Source organism: Enterobacter ludwigii (assembly GCF_001750725.1).
GTDB classification, from domain to species: domain Bacteria; phylum Pseudomonadota; class Gammaproteobacteria; order Enterobacterales; family Enterobacteriaceae; genus Enterobacter; species Enterobacter ludwigii.
Map to the genome: position 1 here is coordinate 1005366 of NZ_CP017279.1, position 24922 is coordinate 1030287.

33 protein-coding genes are annotated in these 24922 nt (G+C 44.8%); 21 read left to right on the forward strand and 12 right to left on the reverse strand.

What is annotated here, in order from left to right:
• Positions 1 to 13: 13 nt before the first annotated feature.
• The 3 genes from mnmA to rluE are packed head-to-tail and all read right to left on the reverse strand — an operon-like array spanning position 14 to position 2303.
• Entirely contained in the window at positions 14 to 1126 is a 1113-nt protein-coding gene (gene mnmA, locus BH714_RS04740; RefSeq protein ID WP_032670452.1) for a tRNA 2-thiouridine(34) synthase MnmA, read from the reverse strand.
• A gap of 40 nt (positions 1127 to 1166) precedes the next feature.
• The gene (locus BH714_RS04745; protein ID WP_020884456.1) at positions 1167 to 1640 is read right to left on the reverse strand and encodes an NUDIX hydrolase; all 474 of its coding nucleotides are present in this window, start codon (positions 1638 to 1640) and stop codon (positions 1167 to 1169) included.
• A gap of 9 nt (positions 1641 to 1649) precedes the next feature.
• The gene (rluE, locus tag BH714_RS04750; RefSeq protein WP_032681233.1) at positions 1650 to 2303 is read right to left on the reverse strand and encodes a 23S rRNA pseudouridine(2457) synthase RluE; all 654 of its coding nucleotides are present in this window, start codon (positions 2301 to 2303) and stop codon (positions 1650 to 1652) included.
• 117 nt (positions 2304 to 2420) lie between these two features.
• On the opposite strand from rluE, the gene icd reads away from it, so the two are divergent.
• The 3 genes from icd (at position 2421) to BH714_RS04765 (ending at position 5123) form a co-directional block, all read left to right on the forward strand.
• Positions 2421 to 3671 carry an NADP-dependent isocitrate dehydrogenase gene (icd, locus tag BH714_RS04755; protein ID WP_040017161.1) on the forward strand — a complete coding sequence of 417 codons (1251 nt, stop codon included), beginning with the start codon at positions 2421 to 2423 and terminating at the stop codon, positions 3669 to 3671.
• Between the two features lie 414 nt (positions 3672 to 4085).
• Positions 4086 to 4505 carry a porin family protein gene (locus tag BH714_RS23975; RefSeq protein ID WP_155397200.1) on the forward strand — a complete coding sequence of 140 codons (420 nt, stop codon included), beginning with the start codon at positions 4086 to 4088 and terminating at the stop codon, positions 4503 to 4505.
• A gap of 81 nt (positions 4506 to 4586) precedes the next feature.
• Positions 4587 to 5123 (forward strand): helix-turn-helix transcriptional regulator, encoded by a 537-nt coding sequence (locus BH714_RS04765; protein ID WP_040017163.1) that lies wholly within the window; start codon positions 4587 to 4589, stop codon positions 5121 to 5123.
• Positions 5124 to 5265: 142 nt separating this feature from the next.
• On the opposite strand, the gene BH714_RS04770 is transcribed toward BH714_RS04765, so the two are convergent.
• Complete coding sequence (locus tag BH714_RS04770) at positions 5266 to 5865, reverse strand: helix-turn-helix domain-containing protein (RefSeq protein ID WP_052445443.1); 600 nt, start codon at positions 5863 to 5865, stop codon at positions 5266 to 5268.
• A gap of 569 nt (positions 5866 to 6434) precedes the next feature.
• On the opposite strand from BH714_RS04770, the gene BH714_RS04775 reads away from it, so the two are divergent.
• Entirely contained in the window at positions 6435 to 7736 is a 1302-nt protein-coding gene (locus tag BH714_RS04775; RefSeq protein ID WP_236918386.1) for an MATE family efflux transporter, read from the forward strand.
• A gap of 156 nt (positions 7737 to 7892) precedes the next feature.
• Here BH714_RS04775 and BH714_RS04780 read toward each other — a convergent pair whose 3' ends face one another.
• The 6 genes from BH714_RS04780 to BH714_RS04795 all read right to left on the reverse strand — a co-directional run bounded on the left by BH714_RS04780 (position 7893) and on the right by BH714_RS04795 (position 12973).
• Positions 7893 to 9020, reverse strand: coding sequence for a site-specific integrase (locus BH714_RS04780; protein ID WP_040017164.1), 1128 nt, complete (start codon positions 9018 to 9020; stop codon positions 7893 to 7895).
• A complete protein-coding gene (locus BH714_RS23445; protein WP_071785721.1) occupies positions 9001 to 9246 on the reverse strand; it encodes an excisionase in 246 nt (81 codons plus the stop codon). Before BH714_RS23445 ends, BH714_RS04780 begins: the two co-directional genes overlap by 20 nt.
• 52 nt (positions 9247 to 9298) lie before the next feature.
• Positions 9299 to 11779 (reverse strand): 3'-5' exonuclease, encoded by a 2481-nt coding sequence (locus BH714_RS23450; RefSeq protein WP_052445444.1) that lies wholly within the window; start codon positions 11777 to 11779, stop codon positions 9299 to 9301.
• A 176-nt stretch (positions 11780 to 11955) separates the two neighbouring features.
• Positions 11956 to 12138 carry a DUF1482 family protein gene (locus tag BH714_RS04790; protein WP_040017165.1) on the reverse strand — a complete coding sequence of 61 codons (183 nt, stop codon included), beginning with the start codon at positions 12136 to 12138 and terminating at the stop codon, positions 11956 to 11958.
• A gap of 70 nt (positions 12139 to 12208) precedes the next feature.
• Positions 12209 to 12331: a hypothetical protein gene (locus tag BH714_RS24420; protein ID WP_254915531.1), complete on the reverse strand. Its 123-nt coding sequence runs from the start codon at positions 12329 to 12331 to the stop codon at positions 12209 to 12211.
• 204 nt (positions 12332 to 12535) lie between these two features.
• Entirely contained in the window at positions 12536 to 12973 is a 438-nt protein-coding gene (locus tag BH714_RS04795) for a helix-turn-helix domain-containing protein (protein ID WP_080317437.1), read from the reverse strand.
• An 89-nt stretch (positions 12974 to 13062) separates the two neighbouring features.
• On the opposite strand from BH714_RS04795, the gene BH714_RS23455 reads away from it, so the two are divergent.
• From BH714_RS23455 to BH714_RS23460, 9 genes are all read left to right on the forward strand, one after another.
• Positions 13063 to 13293: a transcriptional regulator gene (locus tag BH714_RS23455; protein ID WP_040017166.1), complete on the forward strand. Its 231-nt coding sequence runs from the start codon at positions 13063 to 13065 to the stop codon at positions 13291 to 13293.
• A gap of 2 nt (positions 13294 to 13295) precedes the next feature.
• The gene (locus BH714_RS04800) at positions 13296 to 13850 is read left to right on the forward strand and encodes a toxin YdaT family protein (protein WP_040017167.1); all 555 of its coding nucleotides are present in this window, start codon (positions 13296 to 13298) and stop codon (positions 13848 to 13850) included.
• A 36-nt stretch (positions 13851 to 13886) separates the two neighbouring features.
• Positions 13887 to 14945 carry a DnaT-like ssDNA-binding domain-containing protein gene (locus BH714_RS24260; RefSeq protein ID WP_040017168.1) on the forward strand — a complete coding sequence of 353 codons (1059 nt, stop codon included), beginning with the start codon at positions 13887 to 13889 and terminating at the stop codon, positions 14943 to 14945.
• Complete coding sequence (locus tag BH714_RS04810; RefSeq protein WP_080765196.1) at positions 14857 to 15402, forward strand: replication protein P; 546 nt, start codon at positions 14857 to 14859, stop codon at positions 15400 to 15402. The genes BH714_RS24260 and BH714_RS04810 overlap by 89 nt, the downstream gene beginning before the upstream one ends.
• A gap of 14 nt (positions 15403 to 15416) precedes the next feature.
• The gene (locus BH714_RS04815; RefSeq protein WP_040017171.1) at positions 15417 to 15836 is read left to right on the forward strand and encodes a PerC family transcriptional regulator; all 420 of its coding nucleotides are present in this window, start codon (positions 15417 to 15419) and stop codon (positions 15834 to 15836) included.
• A 2-nt stretch (positions 15837 to 15838) separates the two neighbouring features.
• A complete protein-coding gene (locus BH714_RS04820; protein WP_069973197.1) occupies positions 15839 to 16150 on the forward strand; it encodes a hypothetical protein in 312 nt (103 codons plus the stop codon).
• Between the two features lie 133 nt (positions 16151 to 16283).
• Positions 16284 to 16712: a DUF2513 domain-containing protein gene (locus BH714_RS04825; RefSeq protein WP_040017172.1), complete on the forward strand. Its 429-nt coding sequence runs from the start codon at positions 16284 to 16286 to the stop codon at positions 16710 to 16712.
• A 190-nt stretch (positions 16713 to 16902) separates the two neighbouring features.
• On the forward strand, positions 16903 to 17151 hold the full coding sequence (locus tag BH714_RS04830; protein WP_040017173.1) for a DinI-like family protein: 249 nt from the start codon (positions 16903 to 16905) through the stop codon (positions 17149 to 17151).
• A 24-nt stretch (positions 17152 to 17175) separates the two neighbouring features.
• On the forward strand, positions 17176 to 17403 hold the full coding sequence (locus BH714_RS23460) for a hypothetical protein (protein ID WP_080765197.1): 228 nt from the start codon (positions 17176 to 17178) through the stop codon (positions 17401 to 17403).
• Positions 17404 to 17484: 81 nt separating this feature from the next.
• Here BH714_RS23460 and BH714_RS04835 read toward each other — a convergent pair whose 3' ends face one another.
• Positions 17485 to 19377 (reverse strand): AAA family ATPase, encoded by a 1893-nt coding sequence (locus BH714_RS04835; protein WP_040017175.1) that lies wholly within the window; start codon positions 19375 to 19377, stop codon positions 17485 to 17487.
• A 333-nt stretch (positions 19378 to 19710) separates the two neighbouring features.
• On the opposite strand from BH714_RS04835, the gene BH714_RS04840 reads away from it, so the two are divergent.
• From BH714_RS04840 to BH714_RS04855, 4 genes are read left to right on the forward strand one after another with little or no spacing between them, the layout of a single operon-like run.
• Positions 19711 to 19911 (forward strand): hypothetical protein, encoded by a 201-nt coding sequence (locus BH714_RS04840; RefSeq protein ID WP_040017176.1) that lies wholly within the window; start codon positions 19711 to 19713, stop codon positions 19909 to 19911.
• On the forward strand, positions 19902 to 20270 hold the full coding sequence (locus tag BH714_RS04845) for a RusA family crossover junction endodeoxyribonuclease (protein ID WP_040017177.1): 369 nt from the start codon (positions 19902 to 19904) through the stop codon (positions 20268 to 20270). Before BH714_RS04840 ends, BH714_RS04845 begins: the two co-directional genes overlap by 10 nt.
• Positions 20270 to 21289, forward strand: coding sequence for a DUF968 domain-containing protein (locus tag BH714_RS04850; RefSeq protein ID WP_040017178.1), 1020 nt, complete (start codon positions 20270 to 20272; stop codon positions 21287 to 21289). Before BH714_RS04845 ends, BH714_RS04850 begins: the two co-directional genes overlap by 1 nt.
• 12 nt (positions 21290 to 21301) lie before the next feature.
• Entirely contained in the window at positions 21302 to 21907 is a 606-nt protein-coding gene (locus BH714_RS04855; protein WP_040017180.1) for a hypothetical protein, read from the forward strand.
• A gap of 294 nt (positions 21908 to 22201) precedes the next feature.
• Here BH714_RS04855 and BH714_RS04860 read toward each other — a convergent pair whose 3' ends face one another.
• Positions 22202 to 22792, reverse strand: a complete 591-nt coding sequence (locus BH714_RS04860; protein WP_040017181.1) for a hypothetical protein — start codon at positions 22790 to 22792, stop codon at positions 22202 to 22204.
• 103 nt (positions 22793 to 22895) lie between these two features.
• On the opposite strand from BH714_RS04860, the gene BH714_RS04865 reads away from it, so the two are divergent.
• Genes BH714_RS04865 through BH714_RS04880 form a run of 4 tightly spaced genes read left to right on the forward strand, consistent with a single transcriptional unit; the run spans position 22896 to position 24634 of the window.
• A complete protein-coding gene (locus BH714_RS04865; RefSeq protein WP_040017182.1) occupies positions 22896 to 23111 on the forward strand; it encodes a class II holin family protein in 216 nt (71 codons plus the stop codon).
• Positions 23111 to 23647, forward strand: a complete 537-nt coding sequence (locus tag BH714_RS04870) for a lysozyme (protein ID WP_040017183.1) — start codon at positions 23111 to 23113, stop codon at positions 23645 to 23647. The genes BH714_RS04865 and BH714_RS04870 overlap by 1 nt, the downstream gene beginning before the upstream one ends.
• Positions 23644 to 24177 (forward strand): hypothetical protein, encoded by a 534-nt coding sequence (locus BH714_RS04875; protein WP_040017184.1) that lies wholly within the window; start codon positions 23644 to 23646, stop codon positions 24175 to 24177. The genes BH714_RS04870 and BH714_RS04875 overlap by 4 nt, the downstream gene beginning before the upstream one ends.
• Positions 24178 to 24220: 43 nt before the next feature.
• Positions 24221 to 24634 carry a hypothetical protein gene (locus tag BH714_RS04880; RefSeq protein ID WP_040017185.1) on the forward strand — a complete coding sequence of 138 codons (414 nt, stop codon included), beginning with the start codon at positions 24221 to 24223 and terminating at the stop codon, positions 24632 to 24634.
• Positions 24635 to 24922 lie beyond the last annotated feature (288 nt).

The following is a 24922-nucleotide window of genomic DNA, read 5'->3' on the forward strand; positions in this document are numbered from 1 at the left end:
GTGTGCAATCGTGTTAAACGGCCGGCAGCGGCAGGCGCTGTTCAATGATCCCGCCGCCCAGACAGATTTCGCCGCTGTAGAATACGGCGGACTGGCCTGGGGTGACCGCCGCAACCGGCTCGTCGAAACGCACATCAATGCGTTCATCATCCAGCGCGGTGACAGTACAAGGGATATCGGTCTGGCGATAGCGTGTTTTTACCGTGCAGCGCAGCGTACCCTTCAGCGGCTCACGATCGACCCAGTGCAGCTGTTGTGCGATGAGGCCGACGGACATCAGACGCGGATGGTCGTGGCCCTGAGCAACAACCAGAATATTGTTTTCGACATCTTTATCTACGACGTACCACGGATCTTCGCTGCCTTCTTTGGTGCCGCCAATACCCAGCCCTTTACGCTGGCCCAGCGTGTGGTACATCAGCCCCTGATGTTGACCAATCTCATCACCGTCGACGGTAACGATTTTGCCCGGCTGTGCCGGCAGGTAACGACCAAGGAAATCGCGGAATTTACGCTCGCCGATAAAACAGATACCGGTAGAGTCTTTTTTCTTCGCGGTGATCAGATCCAGCTCTTCGGCGATTTTACGCACCTGCGGCTTTTCAAGCTCGCCTACCGGGAACAGGCTTTGCGCAATCTGTTCGTGGCTGAGTGTATAAAGGAAGTAGCTTTGATCTTTGTTGCCATCCAGACCGCGCAGCAGCTGGCTTTTGCCATTCACATCGGCACGACGCACGTAGTGCCCGGTCGCAATATAGTCTGCGCCCAGATCTTCTGCGGCGAATTCCAGGAAGGCTTTAAATTTGATCTCTTTGTTGCACAGAATGTCCGGGTTCGGGGTACGACCGGCTTTGTACTCTTCCAGGAAAAGCTCGAAGACGTTGTCCCAGTATTCTGCGGCAAAGTTAACGGTGTGCAGTTCAATGCCCAGCTTATCGCACACCGCCTGCGCATCGGCGAGATCCGCAGCAGCAGTGCAATATTCCTCGCCATCATCTTCCTCCCAGTTCTTCATGAACAGGCCCTCCACCTTATAGCCCTGTTGTTGCAACAGGTAGGCGGAAACGGAGGAATCGACACCGCCGGACATGCCGACGATCACTTTTTTCTGGCTGTTATCTGACATGGAATACTCACGACATTGAACTTCAAGGCGGCGTATTCTATCACGCCCCCCCACCATTGGCACCCTCTGTAAACGGCCAGTTAAATTCTCCAATCACCTCAAGCGGCAGGCGACCAGCAGACTGCCAGCAGCGGATACTCTCGGCAACCAGCGGCGAGCGCAGGTTTGGCGCGTTCAGGATCTCTTCGGCAGTGACCCACAGGCAGCGATCGATATCATCGTCCTGCGGCTCTGTGGCGCACGTTTCGCTAAGCTCGACGGCAAATAAAAAGCGCAGGAACGGGGTGTGATCAGGGGCAATCCACTGGTGCATACGGATGAAGTGCTGCGGCTCCGCGTGGATACCTGTCTCTTCCCACAGTTCGCGTTTAGCGGCCTGCAGTAAGGTTTCATTGGCTTCTAGGTGCCCGGCAGGCTGGTTCCACAGCGCCTTGCCGTTAATACTCTCTTCTACGACCAAAAACTTACCCTGCGCGTGAACCACGCAGGCGACCGTGACATGTGGTTTAAACATAGTGACTCCTTAAGGGGTAACGTCCCGCCATTCACCGTTTGCCAGTGAATCCAGGGTGTAGTTGCCCATGGCGTAGCGAATAAGTCGCAGGGTAGGGAAGCCCACGTGTGCGGTCATCCGACGAACCTGGCGATTACGGCCTTCATAAAGGGTGATCTTGAGCCAGCTCGTCGGGATGGATTTGCGCTCGCGGATCGGCGGCGTGCGTGGCCACAGCCATTCCGGCTCGCTGACGAGCTCAATACCTGCAGGCAAGGTAGGACCATCGTTTAACGTCACGCCGCGGCGTAATGTCGCCAGCGTCTCTTCATCCGGTTCACCTTCAACCTGGACGAAGTAAATCTTTCCCGTGCGTTTGCCCGGCTGAGTGAGCCTGGCCTGTAAGGCACCATCGTTGGTTAAGACCAGAAGTCCTTCGCTATCCCGGTCCAGACGGCCGGCGGCGTAGACACCCTGAACAGGAATGTAATCCTTCAGCGTGCTGCGTCCGGCTTCGTCAGTAAACTGCGGCAAAACATCGTAGGGTTTATTGAACAAAATCACCCGCTTTGGCTGGGATTCTTGTGGTCTTCTGGCGGCTTGTCGTGAGCTGAATCGCTCAACCCGGTGTTTTGTAAAAGAAGTTTTCTTCATGGTATTTTCAGACGTTATCAATTGCCGCATTATAGCCTATTAACGAAGACCTTTCATGGCGTCGGACAATCAGGTACTATCGAAGGGCTCATTACAATTTATTAACATAAGATCAGTAACAACCAGAAGCGCTCGAAGGAGAGGTTAATGGAAAGCAAAGTAGTTGTTCCGGCGGAAGGTAAAAAGATCACCCTGCAAAACGGCAAGATTAACGTTCCTCACAATCCGATTATCCCGTTCATCGAAGGTGACGGTATCGGTGTAGACGTTACCCCGGCAATGCTGAAAGTGGTTGATGCCGCTGTTGAGAAAGCCTACAAAGGCGAGCGTAAAATTTCCTGGATGGAAATTTACACCGGTGAAAAATCTACTCAAGTTTATGGCCAGGACGTTTGGCTGCCAGCTGAAACGCTGGACCTGATCCGCGACTACCGCGTTGCTATTAAAGGCCCTCTGACAACTCCAGTCGGTGGCGGTATTCGTTCCCTGAACGTTGCGCTGCGTCAGGAGCTGGACCTGTACGTGTGTCTGCGTCCGGTTCGTTACTATCAGGGCACCCCAAGCCCGGTTAAGCACCCTGAACTGACCGACATGGTTATCTTCCGCGAAAACTCAGAAGACATCTACGCGGGCATCGAGTGGAAAGCGGACTCTGCTGACGCAGAGAAAGTGATTAAATTCCTGCGCGAAGAGATGGGCGTGAAGAAAATTCGCTTCCCTGAGCATTGCGGTATCGGTATCAAGCCTTGCTCCGAAGAAGGGACTAAACGTCTGGTGCGTGCGGCCATTGAATACGCGATCACCAACGACCGTGACTCTGTGACGCTGGTTCACAAAGGCAACATCATGAAGTTCACCGAAGGCGCATTCAAAGACTGGGGCTACCAGCTGGCGATGGAAGAGTTCGGTGGTGAGCTGATTGACGGTGGTCCATGGCAGAAGATCAAGAACACGAACACCGGCAAAGAGATCATCATTAAAGATGTGATCGCCGATGCGTTCCTGCAGCAGATCCTGCTGCGTCCTGCTGAATATGACGTTATCGCCTGTATGAACCTGAACGGTGACTACATCTCCGACGCCCTGGCGGCGCAGGTTGGCGGTATTGGTATCGCCCCTGGTGCGAACATCGGTGACGAGTGCGCACTGTTCGAAGCGACCCACGGTACGGCACCAAAATATGCCGGCCAGGATAAAGTGAACCCAGGTTCTATCATCCTGTCTGCAGAAATGATGCTCCGTCATATGGAATGGTTCGAAGCCGCAGACCTGATTGTTAAAGGTATGGAAGGCGCGATCAACGCGAAAACCGTAACCTATGACTTCGAACGTCTGATGGAAGGCGCTAAGCTGCTGAAATGCTCAGAGTTTGGCGACGCGATTATCGCGAACATGTAATCCAGATTCTGGGTTAAACAAGAGCGGGAGCCGATTGGTTCCCGTTTTTATTATTAGTTTTCGAACGGTTATCAACAATTTATCAAAATAGATTATCAAAATCCTCTCTTAATCAGATGTTTTTCCCTATTATTTCCGCATTTTCCAAAACAATTTACCAGACGGCATACAGGTTACTATAAGCATATAATATGTATTCGGGCGTTGTAGTTTCCAAACTATCAGAAATGTATACAACGTCGGTTCTCATATCCTTTTGCTATTTTATCTGGGAATCACTGGTTCCTGTTGATTTCCTTAGTCAATATACAAAAATATACATTTCATTGTGTGATTATAACTTTTTCTTGCGTATTTATATGCTGGTAACACAATTTTATCTCTGTATATTTAAGAGAAATTTTTGGAGGATTTATGCATAAAATTAAGCTTGCAGTGCTGTTTCTTTTTATTTGCGTTTTTAACACGACTGTATCTGCTAGTAATTCAATGTCTATGAATTATGCCATAGGCAAGAAAAATGGGGCAGAAAATATGCATGGAATGAATATCATGTTTAGACACGATATGAATAATTTCGCACTGGTCGCATCAGGCACTTATATACAGAACACCAGCGGATCTGGATATTCTTATTTAAAGAATAAATATGCATCTATTATGCCGGGTATAGCATTTAACATTACGCAAGATTTAAAATTATATGGGCTTGCTGGTCTTGCTTCTGGTTCAAAAATGCAACCTAATCAAACACATGAGGTTTATGGAGCCGCTTTTGGTGCTGGTTTTTTTTTACAATTTAACAGACAACATTCAATTAAATTCAGGATATGAATTGGGTATTATTGATAACAAAGAAATAAATACTTTCATCATTGGGATAGGATATTTGTTTTGATTTTGAAGGTGAATAAAATGATCTCTAAAAAATTATTAAGAATATACGTTATTACTGACAATTATTTTTTATATCACGGCATCAGGGAACTTATTGAAGATTCAAAAGTTTTTGAATCTTATACATATAACGTTGAGCAAACAACAAAGCTTCCAACACTTATTTTTTATCATAAGTATCATACTCAAGATATTATTATTACAGATAACTTTTTACATTGTTATGCAGTTTCAAAATACAGACCAGAAAAAACTTTGATTTTACCATGTAATTACGACTTGGATAAATACATTGAGTGTTTTAATGATTTAACAGACCAAAATGACTTTCATGATATGCTTCATTTTAAAAAACTATCATCAAAAGAGGCTCTTTTGTTCACTTTGTTTTCTGAAGGAACAACAGATGACAACATTGCAATTATTCTTAACATAACAAAAAAGACAATAAGCACACATCGGCGTAATATTTTGCAAAAATTAAATTTAAAAAATAGACATGAACTTTATATGTATGCTCTGGCAACAAAGGAAGGGGTTTATGAGCATGTATAATATAATATCTATTGTATCGATAATGGTATTGATTCCATTCTCAATCTATTGTCTTTATGCTAATTATCGCATAAACGAAAAGAAGAGTATTACATCAGAAACAACACCATTATGGAGAAAGATTTTTCTGCCGCCTAAGTGATTAATATTTTAGCGGTAGGTTTTTAATGTTTAAAAGTTTTCCTCTGTGAATTTTAATATACCCCCCATCATTGAGGTCTTTTAGAACTTTATTTAAGGAGCTACGAGATATTGTACTTCTAGATAAAATGAATTTGAAAACTGAAATTTGAGATCTTTCATTTTCTGGTAATTCCCATATAGCTTCTAAGTTGTTTTTTATAATATCGTAGGCATTTTTTGATGAAAATCTTTGATCCCTTTTGAAAAAGTTTGAAGCGATTTCACAAGTCATTAAGAAAAAATGTTTCCACAAATCATTACTATCAGCCAGGCAGTTCAGTTCTATAGTTGGAATTGCTGTAAAGGTTGCATCCGTTGAAGCTCTGAAATAATGATAATCATTCTTTTCGAACATAAAAAATAACCCTAAAATATGAGGTGCATATACAGTGAAAATTAAAATATCGTCTGTTTTCCTATAAATATCTACTCTACCTTCGGTGAGAAAGTAAACATGTGGTTTATTATTGAGTGTGCTGTGTATCTGCTGTCCATTTGACGCATAAATGCGTATAAATTTGTTAGAAGCTTCAACAATCTCTAAGATATGGTCAAACATGATTTAATGCCTCTGCTATTATTTTCATTCTTAAAGTTTGATGTTAGGCAATCATATGATCTTTTTAGGGGATGGCAAGTTTAAATTTAAATATGTTCTTGTGTAATTATACATAATTTATCTATTAGTTAAATTACCAGCAGGCAGTTCTGGGTTCGTCAAAAAATATCAATCTATCATTCTCAATAGTCGTTTGGATGTGTATTTTGTGTTAGTTGATTGTTTGGTAGGGTGCTAATAATATATATTATAACTATTTATAATATATAGCGTGCATACTAATGTTTTCCATGCTTGAGTATTGCTAAAAACACTTCTGCAATTCTATTTTTTTTGCGATATTTTTACTAGTCTACTCATTCTGTTTTGAATTATATTGGTTTTGAATTTAATGTTAGAAAGAGGATTGAATATGTTATTTCTACTTTCATGTATTGTCTTATTGATACTGATAGTTGCTGTTGTTTACGTTATGCTATTGAATAAAAATAGCATGGATATAACGCAATTCATAGATTTACTATATAAAGATGATGAAGAGAAATAAATATTTAAAAGAGGTTGGATAGGTGTTAACTAAAACTCAAAAAAATATCATTTGGATGATTACAGAAAAATCAATAGGCGTAATTGGTCTTTTCTTTATAAACGCTTTAGTAGCTAAATACTTGGGGCCTGTAGTAATTGGGCAAATAGCAATCGCAACTGCGATTTTTCAAATTATCCAAGTTGCCGCGGTTTTTGGTAGCGATAGTATTTTCTATAAAAGAATAACCACAAATTTACTGGGCGGCATTCAATTAATGTTGCCTGTATTCATATTGAGGAGTGCGGTATTTATATTTTTTGCATGTGCTTGCATCATGATTTTAAATGTGCAAATGGATTTAACAGGTATGGTGTTAGTGCTGTCAATATGTTTGGCATATTACTTTTACACAATTGATACATATACCAGCCTTAATGAGTCATTACTGAACTCTAGAATGAATGCTCTTGCAAACGTAACCGGACTTATTTTCGGTTTAGTAGTCAGAGCATTAATGGTTAAATATAAAGCTCCGGTTATCTTTTTTGGATTGCCTCTTATAATTATAAGCGCCACCCCTTACTTTTTGAAGTTATTTATATTCCGGAGGGAGTATAAAAGTAAAGTGTCAATAAAATACAAAGTATTAAGAAAAAGATTTTTTCACCTGAGTTATGCGGGTAGTATTCTCGTTATTCCTTCTGTTATTGCATCAATCTATCCGAGGTTGAATTTACTTGTAATATCATGTTTGTATGGTGATCATGATGTCGGCATATATTCAGTTTCTCAAACTCTTGCTACTAGTTGGAATTTCATTTTGCTATCATTGCTAACCTCTTGTTTACCAGCAATATTTCGAGAGAAAAGTAAATCAAAAATAATAAATCTTGGTGCAAGACTGCATTTGAATATCATTTTACTGTCAATTCCAGTAATATTGCTGATGACGTTTTTGATAAACTATATAATTTTCTACATATATGGGGGTGAGTATAATGAATCTATAGCGCCTTGCATTTTATTATGTTTTGCAACATTATTATCTACACTTGGAATGGCTTCATCAAAAATAATTGTTAAGTTTTCTGGATATAGATTTTTGCTATATAAAACTATATTTGTTTTGGTTTTTAGTTTGGTGCTTTCTTATTTGTTTTCTCTAAGGTTCGGGTTAATTGGTGCTGCCTTAGCGGTTATCATCACTGAAATTTTTTCTCTAACAATTTTTAACTACTTGTTCATGCAAGGTTTTATATTGTTAGTGCATATCGAAATAATAAAGGTTATTTGCGGGTGCGTTCAAAAGTTATTTAAAATAAAAGCGCTCGATAAAGATTAGCAAAGAGAAATCTTTATCTGAATAGGTTAAGATAAAAGTTTACGTCTAAAATTCATTCTTAATAAAAGATATTAATTGTTATGTTTAATTAAATTGGTAAGGCGTTTTGCAGTCCGGTGGGGTTTTAAAAATTAATATAAAGGAGTGTATACTCCTTTATATAAATATTTTAATCCAATCTTTACCCCGATCATCATGATATCGAGCCGTTTGATTCGGTGACTTATGACCTAGCAACTTCTGAGTATCTATCCCTTGAATCTCATATAGTCTTTCCGCTAACGAGCGTTGTTCATGGAAAGTAGCTGGCGTGCCATTCCCCCAATTTATGTCTGATTTATCACGAGCCTTACTGAAGTTCATTGTTATTGTGTTCGACTTTACCTGAGCACCTCGTTCTGCCATTGAGGTTGCCCGAAAGAAGTGGATTAGGTATGGACTCACTGCATAGTCACGGCAACGTGCAACTACATCCCTCAAACTCCAGTCAATCGCGTTAAGCCTTAGGGATAGAGGGATCGCTAGCTTGCTCCCTGTTTTCTCCTGAACGACATGCAGATGGTCATCCCAAATATCGCTAAACTTCATGTTGGAGATATCCCCAAGGCGTTGACCAGTAACGAGTGCCAATAGCATTGCATTACCCATGTATTGATGGCGGGCATCAGCTATCTCGAAAATCTTTTGCCATTCGTCAAGGTTAAGACGCTGTCGGGTAATCCGTCGGCGTGGTTGTTTTGTAGCAAGAGCCGGGTTATAACCCGGCGGTACCTCGCCATAATGCTGTGCTTCCTTGAAAACATCGATCAAAACAGAGCGGATTACCTGGGCCATCCTCGGTTGACCTTCTGCAACATAGGACTCCAGTATCTGGGCAACATCCCGAACATCGACGGATGAAATCAATTTCATTCCCACGCTCTCACGAAGTAGGGCTACTGGTTTAGCCTTTTGTTTATGAGTGTTCGGCTTGATATCACCATTCTCCAGTCTTTCATCCTGAATTTTCCAATAACGATCTAACCACGTATTTGTTGTTATCGCCTTTTCTTTGCTGGTGGCGATCTTGTCACTGAGAGCCAAAACCTGCCTAGTGCGCTGTTCAGCTAGTCGCTCATTAGCTTCGATTGCTATTGCTGTTGCTTCAGCCTCGTTAGTTCCGAGGCTGTGAAATTTACCAGTAATAGGATGCTTATAACGCCAGTAGATTTTATTTACCTTACGACTGTAGAGCGGATAAAGATTAGGTATCTTAACGTTGTTTTTACGTGGTCGGGCAGCCATCAGACAGTATCCTTTGAAGCATAGGAGAATCAGATTTTTTAATAACGGGCTGGGTTAAATTACCTGTAATCTCGGCATCTTCTCTTACCCGCCAGTATCTTCCTTCTTTGGTGGCCGGGGGAGTGAACATGCTCTCTTTAGCGTATCGGCGTAAAGTATTCAGACTTGGGGGATTACTCCGGTATTTTTCCGCAGCCCATTCTTCTAAAGTCAGCATTTGAAGCATATGATTTACCTCATAATGGCCCATATCAGAGCCATTTTCTGAAATTAAAAAATCAGTGTTCAGTCAGACGCTGCCAGATTGCAGACACGTATTTGATCTGATGATGAGCATCCGAAATAGCCTTGTGAGGTTCTCCCTCAAATGGGATCTCATAGCGAGGCTTGCAGCCAACGGCTTTACCCAACTCGACAATTGTTCTTACATCCCGGTTATTCCAGAACTTCCATGGGCAGGGGATCCCCGTCCGGTCGTAAGATGCCTCAAGCAGGACATTGTCATAAGTGGCACCATTACCCCAGACCTGAACAGAATCAGGGCCGTTAACCGCATTCTCGCCTATAAACTCATTTAGCTGCAGTAATGCATCATCGAGCGGAATAGCATCATCCATCACTAACTCTGAACGAGCTTCAGGTGAAGCTTTGAGCCAGAATATTATCGTAGATGCATCCGGAACCCCGCCGCTGGCCATTGAAGATTCCAGGCTAATCACTTTGTAAAATTCCGATCCGGTATTACCTGTAGATGGATCAAAGAACACAGCTCCGATAGATACGACTGGCGAATCAGCCTTTTTACCAAACGCTTCAATGTCGACCATAAGGTGTGTATAGAGCATTTCAGGCTCGGCATGATTATGATGACCGGAATCATTATTTATAGCAGCTGTGCTGTTATAAGTTTCAGTAGTGCTTGCGCCTGAGATAGTTTCTTCCGTGACTTCTGATAACGCAGCACAGTTCGGGGTTTCATCATTACCAGTTTCTTCCATCTGCACATTATCGACGTACTCCGCTGCGGTATCTTGTTGGTCGATTTCAGCGTTGCTAGTGGCCAACCCTTCAATAGAAAAAAGACCATTACCAACTTTTTCGAGAACCGGCTGCGTGTCGCCGTCGACCTGAGTCCACTCATTCTGGCCGCCAGTTTCAACAGCAGAGTCATTAGTTACCTCGTTTGTCCAGCTCACCTCAGGGTTATGGCGCGCAGCCGCAAGAGTTTCGTCTGATGGAGCAGAATGATCGCTTTCAGTCAGGTTCGCGTTAATGAATCCGCTGAGACGTGCCGGATACAGGTAATGCTCTGGGTGAGCGCTGCGGATAAGTGCAAAAATAGCTGCACGCGAGTAATCCAAAACTCCCGGAGTTGCACGAAGAGCTTTAGACCATTCTTTGAATGGACATTCTTTTTTACTCACGATCTCTTTTGCCCGACGGAAAACACCACCAGGGATATCATAAATGTTGAAATCCATTGGTAACGTGGCCAGCGCAATCTCTAAATCGAGAGTGTCTAGATCATGTTTAAGGTCAGGGTTTCTGTCGGTCTTGTTGCCTCCGCCAGCATTCGTACCGCTTTCAGTACGCTGTATTTCTGCAACGCGACTGCCTTTGGCCCATTCTTTTACCAGCAGGCCGCGGTCAATGTAATCAGTCGCCGCCCAGATTCTGGTGAATCGGAGAACCAAAGCGAGTTCGTGACGCTTTTCCTGGCTAAACACTTTGCGAATGGCGTCGGTATAGCGCCAAAGGTCTTTAGCATCGTAACCCTTAACCTGTTCGCAGTTTTCTGCCGCCAGCAGCAGGTTCTGGACATAGCTATTGTCAGTGTCCATCTCCAGTGCGCTGATACCTTCGTATTCATCGCGTGTAATGTGGTGGCGCAGTTCGTCGGAGGTGAACTGGGCGAGTAGCTGCTTGCGGAAGGGCATGCGAACGACTGGATAACGTGTGGTTTCGTCATCATACTCGTCAATCTGGATACCGTTATCAGGTTCAAGACCCTGATCTGCTTTAACGCCGGTGTCACTGGTGCTTTCAGATTTCAGAGGAGTAAATTTGCCACTGCGCCAGTCTTCAACTAATTGGTTGCGATCGCTGGCATCTGCTTTAGCCCAGTCAGCCATGAATGCAGCGATATCTTCAGTTTCGTGCGCTTCATCTGGCGCGAATACCTGCTTAATCGCCTGAACGAGTTTCCACTCAGCGTTCAGGCTGAGTTCGGTAACTTCAGGGTTGTCGTTCTTCGCCAGCAGCATGTTCTGAAGATAGGTATTGCCTTCATCCAGTGACATTTCGCTGGCAGCCAGCTGCTGCTCTTTAGTGATATGTGACTGGTATTTGTCGTTGGTCAGGTGGACGGCAAAACGCACCGCTGGAGTGCGGTTTTCAAGAGGAACACTCTCGATGGTAGTTTCGACTTTAACGATAGGTTCCGGTGCGGTAGTGTTGTCCAGGGCTCCAGTTGACTCAGCACCAGCCTTTGGCAGCCAGGTGCGACCATCGTCCAGCAGTTCGTAGCGTTTGCACCATGAGTAATCAACTGTACTTTCTTCAGGCAGGTCGTCATAAACCGGAAAATCGGTACGTACAGGCTTGCTATAATCCTTGCCCCGGCCGGTTTCAATACCAGCATCTTCCAGCTCTACATCTAGCTGCAAATTGGCTCGTGCTTCTGATTTAGCCGTGAACCAGATAACGGCATCTTCTTTGCCGGATTTCTGCGTTGCCTTGATTAAATGAAAGAATTCCATATCGGGTCCTTAATTTTGGTTGTAAGATACCCGCAGCTAGTGATTGCCGCCTTGGGTAGTGGTCATTGGTCAAAACTCGATTCCGGAAAGCTTTGGTCGGCTGACCGGGTACTTAACCCGCCTTGCGCGGGTTTTGTGCTTTTAGGGGCTGGTAGCAGCCATTAGTCACAACTCGATTAAAATTTGAAAGCTGGCTGTTGGTCGTCAGCCGATTTGTACGGGTAACACTCTCCTTTAATGTGCTGCTCTTTGGCAGCTGCATCACAGCCAGATTCGGTTTTGTATACACCGAGCATGATGTCTGAGCATTCCCCGGTGAGGGCACAGACGGTAACGATCAGGGCAAAGAACGAGCTCATGCTTTTAGCTCTGGATTGCCTTTTTGGGCCAGTAAGTAGCAAAGCTTACGAACCAGAACTTCAAATAGATTTAAGCGAACGGCTTGGCAGCCAGCTTTTTGCGTGCGAAATCGATCATGGTTAACTCCTGTGTGCCTTTAACGCCAGGCTGGCGGAACGGTAAACCTGCTGCGCGATTGTCTTGCCATCTCATCCGGTGTTTCGTATGCCACCGGCAGCTACTTCGTGGGCGTCCTGCCTTGATGACTGATTTTCTAAAATCAGGCTACAAATAAATATGTCATAGGTCAATACTTAATTGACATAAATAATTGCACTGATGATTTTTAGAGGAGGGCTGAGGAGATACTAGAGGCAAAAAAAAGGCCGCAAAATGCGGCCTTTAGAGTGTTCTTTATCAGTCTTTGGTTGGAGCGGGCTCAATCTTCCGTTTGCTGAGAAATTCAGCCATAAATTTATCGAGCTCTTCGAGGCGGTCGCTGGCCAGCTGTATGAACCTGGTTTGTTCAACTTCAGGTAACTGATCAAAAACTTCCAACAACGCAGCTTGTTTCTCGTTCAATACCGTTTTGCTTTCGCTGGTTGCCTTAAGATGCGCCTCTTCTTCATCAGATAAAAAGAACCAATACAGTGGCTTACCTAATGCTTCCGGGAATAAAGCCAACTTTTCCTTGCGAGGGAAATTACCTGTATTGCACCAGTTACTAACCGTTTGTGAGTTTACCCCCACTCTGCGGCCCAGCTCAGATTGAGATATCCCGGCTTCATCAAGAGCTCGTAACAGTCTTTCTTCGAAGTTCATGTTCGTATCCAAATCAAACCCATAAGCAAGCATACAAACTTTCTTATCAGATGTGATTGATTAAGTTTATTGACATTGACAAATTACTTATCAATCATATGATTCATAAATTGGGAGGAAGCATGAAAGAACACATTCAACAAAAAATTATTTCGCTGTGTGGCAGCCAATCAGAACTGGCACGCCGCTTAGGTAAAAACTCGCAGACTGTATCTGTCTGGTTTCGTACTCAGGTAGCAAGCACAGAGGTTTTAAACGCATGCAGAGCTTTGGATTGGGAAGTCACCCCGCATGAATTACGTCCAGACCTCTATCCCAACGCAACAGATGGTTTACCTCAGAAGGAGGCTTAATCATGCAGTCAGCTACATATCAACATCATAACCAACGCTTTGCCGGACCGCTGAAAACTCAAAATCAATTTATGGCGCATCGGAGAGATAGCTTTAAGCACCGTTCAATACAGGTTGCAGTTCGGGAGTGGGAATCCACTTTGCCCGGCCAGGCGCAGGAGAAAATCGCTCAGATGGTGGCTGAGCAGTGGGCGAAGGAAGGGGGCCGCGGTATCGCGGTCAACAAGCAGAATTTATTCCGGTATCTGAAAAACGAAGGTGGTTCGGAAAAATACACCGCATACATCATGCAACTGTCGGGGGCAATCGTCGCCGCTATGCCCATTGAGATCGCCAGAAAGCATGGACTCAGTAACGCCAGAACGGAAGCCGAGCTGGTGGCGAGCGCTATCAAAGAATGCAGTGAGGCACATCAGGCGAAGTTGCTGGGCGCACCGCTGCAAAAGCTTGAGAAGGAGATCCGCGAAGCGGCAATCGCTTTATTCAACATGTTACCTGCTGACGCGGCGGGACCACTACTGGCGAGCATCAGCGCCGTAGCGCCGCAATTTTTTTAATCGAGTTTTGACCAATGAATTCAACCCGGAGGCTTCATGAGCATTGATGCAATGCGGTGGGCCAAGAAAGTTAAGACCGGAAAATCCTCCAGTAAGGCGATCCTGACCTGGCTGGCTGATATGTGCGGCGCTGACTTGTGCGCTTACCCGTCCGTCGCTGCGCTTGCAGAGGCTACTGAGATGGACAGAAAGACGGTGCTTGCAGGCTTGCAGCATCTGCAGGAAATCGGCCTGGTTGTCGACACAGGTGAACGGCGCGGCAGGACAAAGCAAATTCCTGTGTACAAGCTGGTCGGTGTTGAGGAAAGCATACCCGATGCCGAACAGATCCAAAACCGGAACTCTTTAAAGGATCCCAAAAACGGGACGGTTAATTTGAACCGTACCGAAAACGGAACTGTTAATACAAACAGTGCCATTAACGGGACTATTTCAGGTAATAAGGGTACCAAAAACGGGATTGTTAACAGTTCATATTTTAACCAAAGAGTGCCGTTTTTCCCTTTAAACAGTCCCAAAAACGGGACACGGAATCTACCAAGGAACCATAAAGATCTAAACCCCACACATAGAGAACTGGTCGAACCTGTTATTCCTGATTATCCGGATCAGCCAGGTATCGGAATTGGGCAACAGCAGCCATTCGGCAAATTCCTGATGTTTAAAGACTGGAAGCCAACAGCCGACTTTGCACGACAGGCAAACCTGTGGGGCATGCCGCTCAAGGCAGGCATAAATATCGAAGCCGAGCTGAGCAGTTTCATCGCTTACTGGCAAGCCGAAGGGAAAGTGTTTCATCAAATTCAGTGGGAGCAGAAGTTCGCTCGCCACCTGGATCGCGCAAAGGTTCTGAAAGCACCACAAACGGGAGGTAACGAGAATGCATCAGTTAGACCACAGCCAGCAGCATCCCGAGCTGTTCAGCAAATACAATCAGCACACGCAGAGTGGCGACGCCGGAACGGACTTGATGGCGACGGAGACGGCGTGGCGGCTATGGCAGGTGATGGGGGAAATCTTCTCGAACCGCTGGACGCAGAAGAATGGGGCAGAACCCACGGCCCTGTGGATAGCTCAGATAGGTTCGATGACTGAGGGCCAGATCAAACTGGTTTGTCGGCAATGCATGGACCGTTGCGCAGTAGGAAATACATGGCCCCCGGATCTTGCTGAGTTCGTTTCGCTGACTTCAGAGAGTGGTGCCAATCCGTTCGGGCTGACATCTGACCGGGTGATGAGTGAATACCGTCGCTGGCGTAACGAGTCGTATCGTTTTTCGGGTAGCGACAAATATCCGTGGCCGCAGCCGGTGCTGTATCACATCTGCATAGAAATGCGCAGAACTGGTATTGAGCGTCAGATGACCGAGGGGGAACTTAAAAAACTGGCAGAGAAATTATTAATCAAATGGACGAAGCACGTAAGCAACGGGCTTTCAGTTCCACCAATCCGTCGACAGCTAGCTGCACCGCAGCATCCGGCAGGGCCAACTCCGGCACAGCTACTGATGGAAGAATACCAACGCCTCAAAGCGGCAGGTTTAACCAACTAATCGAGTATTGACCAATGACCAAAGCATTAACACAAAAAGAGCAGGTGGCGGTATTTGTGCGCTACCGACCGAACTGCACCGTTGGCGATGTTTCCGAAGCGCTGGACATGGCTGGAGGTACAGCCGGAAGGCTGCTGCGCGAACTCAGTGACGAAGGCGTGATTATTCGCTCACGTGACAGCGTTCAGTACACATACCGGGCGGTACCGCACGCAGAAATTCCAGACGTAATCCTCCCGTGCATGGTTGAAAAAAGTGATCCGCTCAGGATGCAGGCTGCCGAGCAGAAAGCGAAGGAGCTGGAGGAGAAGGGGCTTTGGCGAAGAGCAGCAGCAGTATATTCGGACATGTTTGGTATCGCCGGTAGCGCTGTTGAAGTAGCCCGTATTGCCAAGCGCCGTAAAGACTGTCTGCGCCAGGCGGGGAGGGTATGACTATGGCAAGCAAAAACCTCTGGACACTCATTCGCACTATTCAGCACGGTGGCGAGATCACCCCGCGGCAAGTTCGCCAGTTGCTGAGCTGCGACAGCAAAAAGGCCTGTCGCCTGCTGGAGCATCTCGTTTCTGCTGGTGCCGTGAAGAACATCGGTCAGCGACACCACCCGGTGTACGTGATGCAGCCAGGCGGGGAAACATGCATTAAGCCATTACCGGTGATTCGCAAGAAGTCCGGTATCACCGAAGTTTGCCGCCAGAACTGGCAAGGCTATATGATTCACAAAATTTTCGGGAGCGCGCGAGTATGAGCGATTTATTTAGCAACATCGACAAACGCGCGTTAAGGGAAGCCGCAACTTACACAAAAATTGCCGGAGATGCGAGGATGGCACGAAACTAAATTGGTGATATAAAAGACTGTGACATGTCACGGAGAAAGTTATGAAAATAAACCATCAATACCTCAAGGATTTACTAATAGCTTTCGAGGAAACTCAAGGCCCTGACACAATGCTAAGTGAGCTTGGTGAATCAGGGTTTCACCAAGACGACTCGGATTTTATTTTCCATATGCGTTTGCTTTATGACAATGGGCTGATTGTTAGGACTGATGGGAAATCTGGGTTTGGGCACGAGATGTCCAGATCTTTGGGAGAAGGGGTTAGCTATTACTGGCTTGATACTCCGCTCAGGCTGACGGCAAGAGGGCATGATTTTATCGCTGACCTGCGTCAGAAAGAGGTATGGCAAACCATAAAAACAAATTTTAAAGATGAAGGAATAAGCACACTAATGGGCCTATCAAAATCACTGGCGATGGGTTTTGCCAAGAAGAAAGTAAAAGACCTGATTGGCCTAGACATTGAGTGAAGAAATCCTCGTAACCTCAAAAATTTGATATATCCCTAAGCCCGCTGCGTGCGGGCGTTTTCTCACCAATGGGAAAAAATACTCTAAGAAACATAGCAGTAGCCTTCGCAAAAAGTGCTTTTAAAGGATTGATCATTTTCTCAGATGAGTATACTGTTTATTTATCCAGTAAATCTTCGAAAGGGAAGTTATGAAAATCGAAGTCACCATCGACCGAACCAAAAAGCTACCCGACGTTGCTATTCCGGCACTTGAGCAGGAGCTTCTGAAGCGAATCACTCAGAGCTACACCGACTGCAAACTGGTCGTTCGCCGGGCCGGTTCTGACGGGTTAAACATTGTTGGCGGAGAAAATACGGAAAAAAAGCGTTTTGAAGAAATCCTGCAGGAAACCTGGGAGAGCGCTGACGAGTGGTTTTATAAAGACAGCATGCAATAACTTTCCAGTGTGGAGGGGGGATTGGTGAAACAAAAAGAAGAATTACCGAGCAAAGGTTACGCGGTCATCAGATGCCACGATGGGGTTATCGTTGCACGACTGCCCTCATTTCCAGAATGTGATCGCGCTTTGATGTACAGGCGGGGCGATGAAGTATCTTTCATACCGCTAAAGGGGGATGAGATTGTAGGTACACCAACACTCTTTAATGAAATGCTGGAAAAAGCGGGTTACTGTTCAAAACGGCAATAGCATTGATTAGATATTAACAAGCATGAGACGCCATGTTAATCATGTCATCTCATGCTCTCGATTACTACTTGAATACGAGTTTTAGCTCATTGCTGTTTCTTGTAATGAATCTTCAGTATGAGTTTTAAACGATTTACTATGAAGTTCAACTTCTTTAACAGCCAGCGCTGATTCTATCGCATTGAATGCAATTTCCCAACGTTCGACCCATGATTGGATAGGTGTAGATTTACATTTTTCGATTAGATAGTTGTAGGCATTGGTTTTCTTTGTATCAACTAAACTAAATGACTCTACAACCCCAGCAGCATCAACAGATAGCCCCTGGCCAACGAACCAGGATGGATGATCCTGCATCAGTGAGGTTATAAATGAGTCAGGAAATAAACCCTCAATCGAATGCCCACTTCTAATAGAAACGTAATCTTTATTTGCTTCAAATCTAATACCTTGGTTTCCAAAGAAACCTTGCAGCGCTTTTCTTTCTTTGATGCCAGCGTCATCACCATCAAATATAGTTACAATTTGTGCTTGATCGTATAAGAACTTATAACACCCTCTTAGAAAACCTCCTAAGGCTGAAACTCCACCAAACTCTTCTATCTGAGCAGATCTCAATAGTGGCCAATTTTGAGCATAATCATCTACAGATAAAATCTTGAGGATTTGTGATATATATAATTTGTCTGTAATTCCTTCAACGAATATAGCTGCACCAGAAAGATTGAAGAAGTCAGAAAATTTAACGCCCAAATTTTCACGTATGCTCGAAACCGCGTCAAATTTTTTAAGATGTTTCTTGTCCTTTGTTACACCGTTTTCTTTTACCAATTCAATAATTTTGGTTACGTCATTGCTTACAAATGACAGGGCATGTGTTGTGGTAACAACATATGCTACTAATTGTAATGATTCAATTATCTTTGAGCAAGAAACACCAAGCGAAGGATGTAGAAATGACTCAGGTTCCTCAATCATCCAAATTGTTTGAATCCCTTTTTCAAGTTTCTTTTTAGAAATTGATTTGAAAGCAGAGAATAATGAAAGGCATTGTATCCCTGTTCCTTTGCTAGATAAAGTATTTTCTACAGTGTCTTTCATCTGCAAACTGAAATTACCAAAAAGCGAATCTATTTCTTTTGGTGGTTTTATATATAATTGACAATCATGAATTCCACTGTTTACCATCTCGGTGGTGATTTCTTGAGATATTTCAGATAATTTTGCTTTAATGAGTTCGATAGATGGAGCAATTGCTGATGATACTTCAGTTCTAATGTAAGGTTCTAGAAGCGTATTGTAAATGTCTTCAATGCTTTTAGAAGATGGGATATATATACAGCCAAATGACTTTAGGAGTTTATCAACAAAGATTCGTTCCTTAGAAGTATATTTGCTAGATGTAATGTCTTGCTTTCTTTTATATCCTTTAAAAACGCTATAATAGAAATTATTTTTATTTGTTATTGTTAAGTGAACGGTTACTTCATTTTGTGGTGTTGATAGCCTAGAGTCTTCAATCATATCAAATAATTGCAGGTATCTATCTCGTAAACTTAATGTTCTTCTTCCCCTTTGTGGTTGATTTAATTCTTGTTCATCAGCGATTTCAATATCAGGCTTATCAAGCGATAAGCTGTTTTCTGAAGTGTTTTCTTCAATTAAACTATCATCTTCATCATCTGAGTCATCTTGATCTATTAAATGGTCTGATACGTCATTTAGTTCATTATCTTCAAATAGAAATTTAACAGCAAAGCTTGTTTGACCTGATTTTAGATTATCGGGGATATCACTGTCGTAATTATATAAGTGACTTTTATATTTTCCTTCAAAAAAAACCCTCATTGCATGTAGTAGGTTAGATTTTCCACTATTGTTTTTACCAACAATAGTTATGCCATTTAGCCCATCAGTGGTTATTTCACCAGAGATAGAACGAAATTGTGATACTTTAAATGAAATTATTTGCATGCTAATAATCCAATATCATCATTATTAATGAACGTTTCAAGATGAATCCAAACTATAAATTGTTGGCAACTTACCGTCCATGAAGTTTTGTGTGTTTAAGGCGAAATAGGGTCATTTATTAGAGCTTTTCTTATTAGTTTTTAACACATTTATGCTGGGAGAGGGTAACGTCCCTTACTAGTTGTGTTATATTCCAGTCATAGGCTTGAACACCCTATACCTGCTGCGCCACTGGAGAGATACCATGGCGCAAACACCAAACAAGAATAAATCCTTACTGACCCTTCAAAGGGCCAGCAATTTTCTTTTGATGTCACTCCTTCAGGAGGCGGCATGAAGAAAAGTTGGTTCACTCATACCGGGCTGACAACCGAAGAAGCCAATGAGCTGGTGGCGCGCTATAAGTCTAAAGGCGTCCCCGTCGAGAAAAGTCTCGATATTGACCCTCGTTTTTGGATAGTCAGCGCATTACTACCTCAGCAAAAATCCTCAGCTAAGACAGCGCAAAGTATGCGTTCCCGGGCATGGGGGTGATCGTGACAGTCTACAACATCCTCCCGATGGGTAAGCCACGCATGACGCGTGCCGACAAATGGAAGAAGCGCCCTGAAGTTATGCGTTATCGGGCCTTTTGCGATCACGTTCGGCTCCTGGGCATTTGCATGCCCGACTCGAATTCACACGTTACCTTCGTTCTTCCAATGCCGAGGAGCTGGAGCAAGAAAAAGCGCGCAGAGATGAACGGGAAGCCCCATCAGGGTAAACCCGATCTTGATAACCTGATGAAGTCTTTGATGGATGCACTCTTCGAAGACGACACACATATCTGGGATTCAAGGATAACAAAGCTCTGGGGCGAGAACGGGCAGATCATTATCAGGGAGAGCGAGTGATGCGTGCGCTTCTTCAACCTGTGATTGCGAGAGAACTTGGTGTCGTGCTGTTGAAGCCGGGCAGGGAGCTGATGGAGTTATTCACAGCAGGCAGAATCCTGATCGAGCGCCAGCCAGAAAGTATGGCCGGGTATCAAACTGGTCGTGTTCCGGATGCGCGGCAGCCACTGGAAGACAACGAGCAGCTGCGAAGCTTCTTCTTGAATGAAAAGGTCCTGATTGCAGCCGGTGGAATAAGCGGGCTTGATTACTGGTTGCTGAAGTACGGCGGCGGAAATTGCCAGTACGCTTACAGTGATTACCACTATCACGAACTAACCATCATGCACCATGAGCCAGGGTCTATCCTGCTTTGTGGCTATTGCGACAACCAACTGCGAGAGCAGCATACCGAGGCGCTGGCAGAACTGGCACGCAGAAACGTAATTGCCTTTATTCTGGATTCTATTCGTGTTTCTCTCGGTATCGACAAAAGTCGCGAGATTTCCCTCGCGGAACTCAGCTGGTGGGCTGTTCGTAAGTCAGTAACGGATGCTTTACCAGAATGTTGTGCTCGGGAAGTGCTTCGTTTACCCGAAGAAAGCGAGATTGGGCGCGAAAGCGATATTACGCCTGCAGTACCGGCCACCAGCATCCTTGGGGATTTAGTTTCAGCGTTTGACCTGCCTGATGCGCTGACAGAACCGCTGATGGATGTGGTGGTGGATCCCGCGCCGCCTCAGTCTTTCATGCGTCGTCCAAAGCGTCTGCGCTGGGAAAGCCGCGATTATCTGAACTGGATGAAAACACAGCCTTGCGAATGCTGCCAGCAGCAATCAGACGACCCGCATCATTTAATCGGATGGGGGCAGGGTGGCATTGCTACAAAAGCGCACGACATCTTCTCCATTCCACTTTGCCGAAAACATCATACCGAACTGCATAACGACCGCCTGGCATTCGAGCGTAAATATGGCTCGCAGCTGGAAATGATCATTAGAGTGCTGGACCGGGCCTACGCGCTCGGCGTTCTGGCGTAAGGAGCGAACAGGATGACACCACGTCAACGCCGTAATCATATCGAAGCGCTGGGTAAAGCAGCGACTGCGCCGCGAAAAAGCTGGCTGGGTAAAAGCATGCTCCTGACCGATATTCAGGCGGCCTGGATTAAGTCATTGCTTACAACATGGGGAGAAGGTGTACGCGGTGGAACTGCTCCACGTCTACCCCGTGCACATGCCTGCTGGGATGTCCTCAAGGGCGGTCGATGGTCCGACAAGGCATTGTCTCGCTTTACAGCTGCACTCGAACAAGCTCGGGGTGAAGGATTCAGAGGTCCGCAGGCGCTTAATCGTGCTCACGCTATCCTTTGGCCGCAGCCAGCCACCAGCATCATTGATGAAGCAATGCATAATGATGACGTTGATTTTGTCGAGCAGTCAGTTCTGCAGGCGCTTGATGTAAATGATCCGGTTTATATCGTCGGCCTGCAGTACTACACCACACGCAAAAAAATCTCAGATATTACGCGGGAATTACAGTCGGTCGCGCCGTGGTTAACGGACTGGGAGGCGAGAAAACGTGTACGCTGGTGCCTGGAAATATTCAGGGCGAAGGTCTTTTTATCTACGCGGAAACTCCTGGCTGAACTGAGATGAGTTATTAGTTTTTTAGCTTTTAGTGCTCAATTTCAATTTATGTATTGATAACGAGCCAGGAATTTAGATAATTCATTCATGCTTGGCAGAGCTGCGCCGCGATGGCAGCAAACTTAAGCGACAATTTGAATATAACGAGAGCCCCGCCAGTCGGGGCTTTTGCTTTACGGCGATACGACAGGGGTATTCGCGAAGGTGCATTGCATCAGTACCCCTGTCTTAGCGTCGTCGCATAATTCTATTTGAAACGTAAGATTAAAGGCAAAAAGTTAATTAACCAAAATGATGGCAACTTCAACCAAATTGATTACCCATAGAGGCATAAGTTACATAAGCACCAACGCCAAAAAGAATCAAAGAAGAAACTCCTGACAAAATTGCGATGATATTGTTAACATCGCCTCCCATCTTCCATTTGCTGTCTGACCCTAATTCCGAAGTTGCATAACAATATTGCGCAAGATAAGTAAACCCTGAGCAAACACCGGAACACAGAACGCCGATACAGAAAATTAAAAGTGATCCTAAGATTGATGACAATACATCTGGACTTGAATCTTTATTCCAAACATTACCTAAAAAAGCGAGTAGAGCTATTGCTGCTCCGCCATTTATAATCATAAACGCTCTGGCAGCATTTGCTCCGACAGTTATTACTGAACGAAAAGCCTCCAGGCTTGCAGCATGGTTCATTTTGGCAATTTCAATTTGACTTGTATTGCTGCTCTTAAGTAATTCCATCTGAACATCATGATCATAAACATTTTCTTGCTTTAAATTCTCAAGATACATAAGCATTTTTTCAATGTCTAAATTTTTGTATCCATCATTCTTAGTTTGTTCAATATCATCAATTATCTTATCAAGCGGGTTAACAACGGCCATATCGAAATCTCCATGCATGGGACACTGTGTGGGTAATATATCTAATTATATAGCTAATTACTTGGCTATTTTACCAAACGCCTCGACAGAACGGAGGTGGAGTATGTATCCAATGGAAAAAATTACGACGGGAATAGCATACGGAGCATCTGGAGGGGGGACTGGATACTGGTTGCTTCAGCTCCTCGATAAAGTCTCCCCATCTCAATGGGCGGCCATTGGTGTGCTCGGTAGCCTCATGTTTGGTTTGCTGACCTGGTTAACGAGTCTGTACTTCCAAATCAAAGCGGATCGCCGCAAAGCTGCGCGGGGTGAATGATGTCGAACAAAGCAAAGCTCAGCGCAGCAGTGCTGGCGCTAATCGCGTCAGGGGCATCTGCTCCACTCATTTTCGACCAATTCATCAGCGAGAAAGAAGGCAATGCGCTGGTGGCCGTTGTTGATCCGGGTGGGGTCTGGTCTTTATGTCACGGCGTGACCGTTATCGATGGCAGGCGTGTTGTTAAAGGCATGACGGCCAGTGAGGAGCAATGCCGGAAGGTTAACGCTATCGAACGCGATAAGGCATTAGCCTGGGTTGATCGCAATATCAAAGTGCTTCTGACAGAGCCACAGAAGGTGGGTATCGCATCCTTCTGCCCGTACAACATTGGTCCCGGTAAATGCTTCCCTTCGACATTCTATCGGCGCATCAATGCAGGTGACCGCATAGGTGCATGCGAGGCAATTCGCTGGTGGATTAAAGACGGTGGCCGTGATTGTCGTCTAACCAAAGGCCAGAAGAATGGCTGCTATGGCCAGGTTGAGCGACGGGACCAGGAAAGCGCGCTGGCGTGCTGGGGGCTGGACCAATGAAAATTAATCCGGGTCTTATCGGCGTTGTCGTTATTGCTGGCCTTTCGGTCGCTCTCCTTAAGAGTTGCTCCGAAGCCAGTAGCCTTCAGAGCGATAACGACGTTCTGCGAAGTGACAACTCATTGCAGGGGCTGGTGATCGCCACCCAGGCATTCAACTTCCATCGATTCAATCAGGTTGCTGAACATGTCAACAGGCTTAACTCCCTTATCGACACCAGCACCGAAGATACCGTAATTGAATACCGGGAGATACTCCGACGTGAAAAAACCTGTGATTTGCCTGTTCCTGCTGACATTGCTGGTGGGCTGCTCGAATACGCGTACCGTTTACGTTCCAGCGCCATGTACGCCGATACCGACGGAACTGACGCAGCCGATGATAGTACCGCTGCCGCCAGCTCAATGACGTACTGCCAGGCCATACTCTGGATTAGACCACTGCTCGCAGTCATTGAGAAAGGCAACAATCAACTTCACGGGATTAAGCAAATCGAAGTAGATAGAGCTGAGAGAAAAGGTCAAGGGTAATATTTCATAGTATAATCACCCAAATTAATTGCGAGGGTAGATTATGGAATGGCAAACATTTTGGTCTGGGGTCTCAGCAATCTTTACTGCCATCACGGCAGTAATTGCAGCTTGGGCAATATTTCGATGGAAAAAGCAAGATGAATTGAAGGTGAAGTTAGAATTCAAAAAGGCGGTCGGCGATTACGCTTATCAACTAACACAAATGCCTGAAATAATGTTTATTCATGAATTGCAAAAATACGATGCTGATTGTAAAAAACTAAGGGATCTGCTTGGGATATGTAGCTACGCTTGGTTTAACACCGAAGGGTTGATAACGAACCCAGTAGTAAATGAATGCTGGGGAATTATTTATAACAACACAAATAAATATTTAAACGGAAAATTACATAGTGAAGAATTGGGAGCAGCCTGTATGGGAATTGCAAACGAGAAATTTGTGTTTAAAAAATAAAAGTTATTAGTTCACCTTCCGACCGGAAGGGCTTATATCACAAGGAGATAAGGCAGCTTATGTCCCAGAGATAATATCTGAACCCCGCACTTAACCATTGGATTGTGACGCCCGTACCTACGGGCGTTTAGGGCTTCACGGGTCCTTTCCGGCAATCTGCTCGGTTACGGGGCGGCGACCTCGCAGGTTCTCGCTATTTATGAAAATTTTCAGGATTTTGCCGTTTCCGTTCTTCTTCTTTGTAAGTAATTGTATTTGATGGGTATAACCAACCAAAAGAAAGGAAGT

Excerpts from the sequence above, each read along its gene's own strand:
- BH714_RS04810 (WP_080765196.1), top strand. The coding sequence starts at position 14,857 with ATGGGGGAAATCTTCTCGAACCGCTGGACGCAGAAGAATGGGGCAGAA.
- BH714_RS23450 (WP_052445444.1), bottom strand. The coding sequence starts at position 11,779 with ATGGAATTCTTTCATTTAATCAAGGCAACGCAGAAATCCGGCAAAGAA.
- BH714_RS04875 (WP_040017184.1), top strand. The coding sequence starts at position 23,644 with ATGAAAATTAATCCGGGTCTTATCGGCGTTGTCGTTATTGCTGGCCTT.
- BH714_RS04800 (WP_040017167.1), top strand. The coding sequence starts at position 13,296 with ATGCAGTCAGCTACATATCAACATCATAACCAACGCTTTGCCGGACCG.
- BH714_RS04860 (WP_040017181.1), bottom strand. The coding sequence starts at position 22,792 with ATGGCCGTTGTTAACCCGCTTGATAAGATAATTGATGATATTGAACAA.
- BH714_RS04790 (WP_040017165.1), bottom strand. The coding sequence starts at position 12,138 with ATGAGCTCGTTCTTTGCCCTGATCGTTACCGTCTGTGCCCTCACCGGG.
- icd (WP_040017161.1), top strand. The coding sequence starts at position 2,421 with ATGGAAAGCAAAGTAGTTGTTCCGGCGGAAGGTAAAAAGATCACCCTG.
- BH714_RS23975 (WP_155397200.1), top strand. The coding sequence starts at position 4,086 with ATGCATAAAATTAAGCTTGCAGTGCTGTTTCTTTTTATTTGCGTTTTT.
- rluE (WP_032681233.1), bottom strand. The coding sequence starts at position 2,303 with ATGCGGCAATTGATAACGTCTGAAAATACCATGAAGAAAACTTCTTTT.
- BH714_RS24260 (WP_040017168.1), top strand. The coding sequence starts at position 13,887 with ATGAGCATTGATGCAATGCGGTGGGCCAAGAAAGTTAAGACCGGAAAA.
- BH714_RS04795 (WP_080317437.1), bottom strand. The coding sequence starts at position 12,973 with ATGCTTGCTTATGGGTTTGATTTGGATACGAACATGAACTTCGAAGAA.
- BH714_RS04850 (WP_040017178.1), top strand. The coding sequence starts at position 20,270 with ATGCGTGCGCTTCTTCAACCTGTGATTGCGAGAGAACTTGGTGTCGTG.
- BH714_RS04835 (WP_040017175.1), bottom strand. The coding sequence starts at position 19,377 with ATGCAAATAATTTCATTTAAAGTATCACAATTTCGTTCTATCTCTGGT.
- BH714_RS04780 (WP_040017164.1), bottom strand. The coding sequence starts at position 9,020 with ATGGCTGCCCGACCACGTAAAAACAACGTTAAGATACCTAATCTTTAT.
- BH714_RS04825 (WP_040017172.1), top strand. The coding sequence starts at position 16,284 with ATGAAAATAAACCATCAATACCTCAAGGATTTACTAATAGCTTTCGAG.
- BH714_RS04770 (WP_052445443.1), bottom strand. The coding sequence starts at position 5,865 with ATGTTTGACCATATCTTAGAGATTGTTGAAGCTTCTAACAAATTTATA.
- BH714_RS04880 (WP_040017185.1), top strand. The coding sequence starts at position 24,221 with ATGGAATGGCAAACATTTTGGTCTGGGGTCTCAGCAATCTTTACTGCC.
- BH714_RS04765 (WP_040017163.1), top strand. The coding sequence starts at position 4,587 with ATGATCTCTAAAAAATTATTAAGAATATACGTTATTACTGACAATTAT.
- BH714_RS04820 (WP_069973197.1), top strand. The coding sequence starts at position 15,839 with ATGGCAAGCAAAAACCTCTGGACACTCATTCGCACTATTCAGCACGGT.
- BH714_RS04830 (WP_040017173.1), top strand. The coding sequence starts at position 16,903 with ATGAAAATCGAAGTCACCATCGACCGAACCAAAAAGCTACCCGACGTT.
- BH714_RS04855 (WP_040017180.1), top strand. The coding sequence starts at position 21,302 with ATGACACCACGTCAACGCCGTAATCATATCGAAGCGCTGGGTAAAGCA.
- BH714_RS04845 (WP_040017177.1), top strand. The coding sequence starts at position 19,902 with ATGGGGGTGATCGTGACAGTCTACAACATCCTCCCGATGGGTAAGCCA.
- BH714_RS04745 (WP_020884456.1), bottom strand. The coding sequence starts at position 1,640 with ATGTTTAAACCACATGTCACGGTCGCCTGCGTGGTTCACGCGCAGGGT.
- BH714_RS04870 (WP_040017183.1), top strand. The coding sequence starts at position 23,111 with ATGTCGAACAAAGCAAAGCTCAGCGCAGCAGTGCTGGCGCTAATCGCG.
- mnmA (WP_032670452.1), bottom strand. The coding sequence starts at position 1,126 with ATGTCAGATAACAGCCAGAAAAAAGTGATCGTCGGCATGTCCGGCGGT.
- BH714_RS23445 (WP_071785721.1), bottom strand. The coding sequence starts at position 9,246 with ATGCTTCAAATGCTGACTTTAGAAGAATGGGCTGCGGAAAAATACCGG.
- BH714_RS04865 (WP_040017182.1), top strand. The coding sequence starts at position 22,896 with ATGTATCCAATGGAAAAAATTACGACGGGAATAGCATACGGAGCATCT.
- BH714_RS04815 (WP_040017171.1), top strand. The coding sequence starts at position 15,417 with ATGACCAAAGCATTAACACAAAAAGAGCAGGTGGCGGTATTTGTGCGC.
- BH714_RS04840 (WP_040017176.1), top strand. The coding sequence starts at position 19,711 with ATGAAGAAAAGTTGGTTCACTCATACCGGGCTGACAACCGAAGAAGCC.
- BH714_RS24420 (WP_254915531.1), bottom strand. The coding sequence starts at position 12,331 with ATGAGATGGCAAGACAATCGCGCAGCAGGTTTACCGTTCCGCCAGCCT.
- BH714_RS23455 (WP_040017166.1), top strand. The coding sequence starts at position 13,063 with ATGAAAGAACACATTCAACAAAAAATTATTTCGCTGTGTGGCAGCCAA.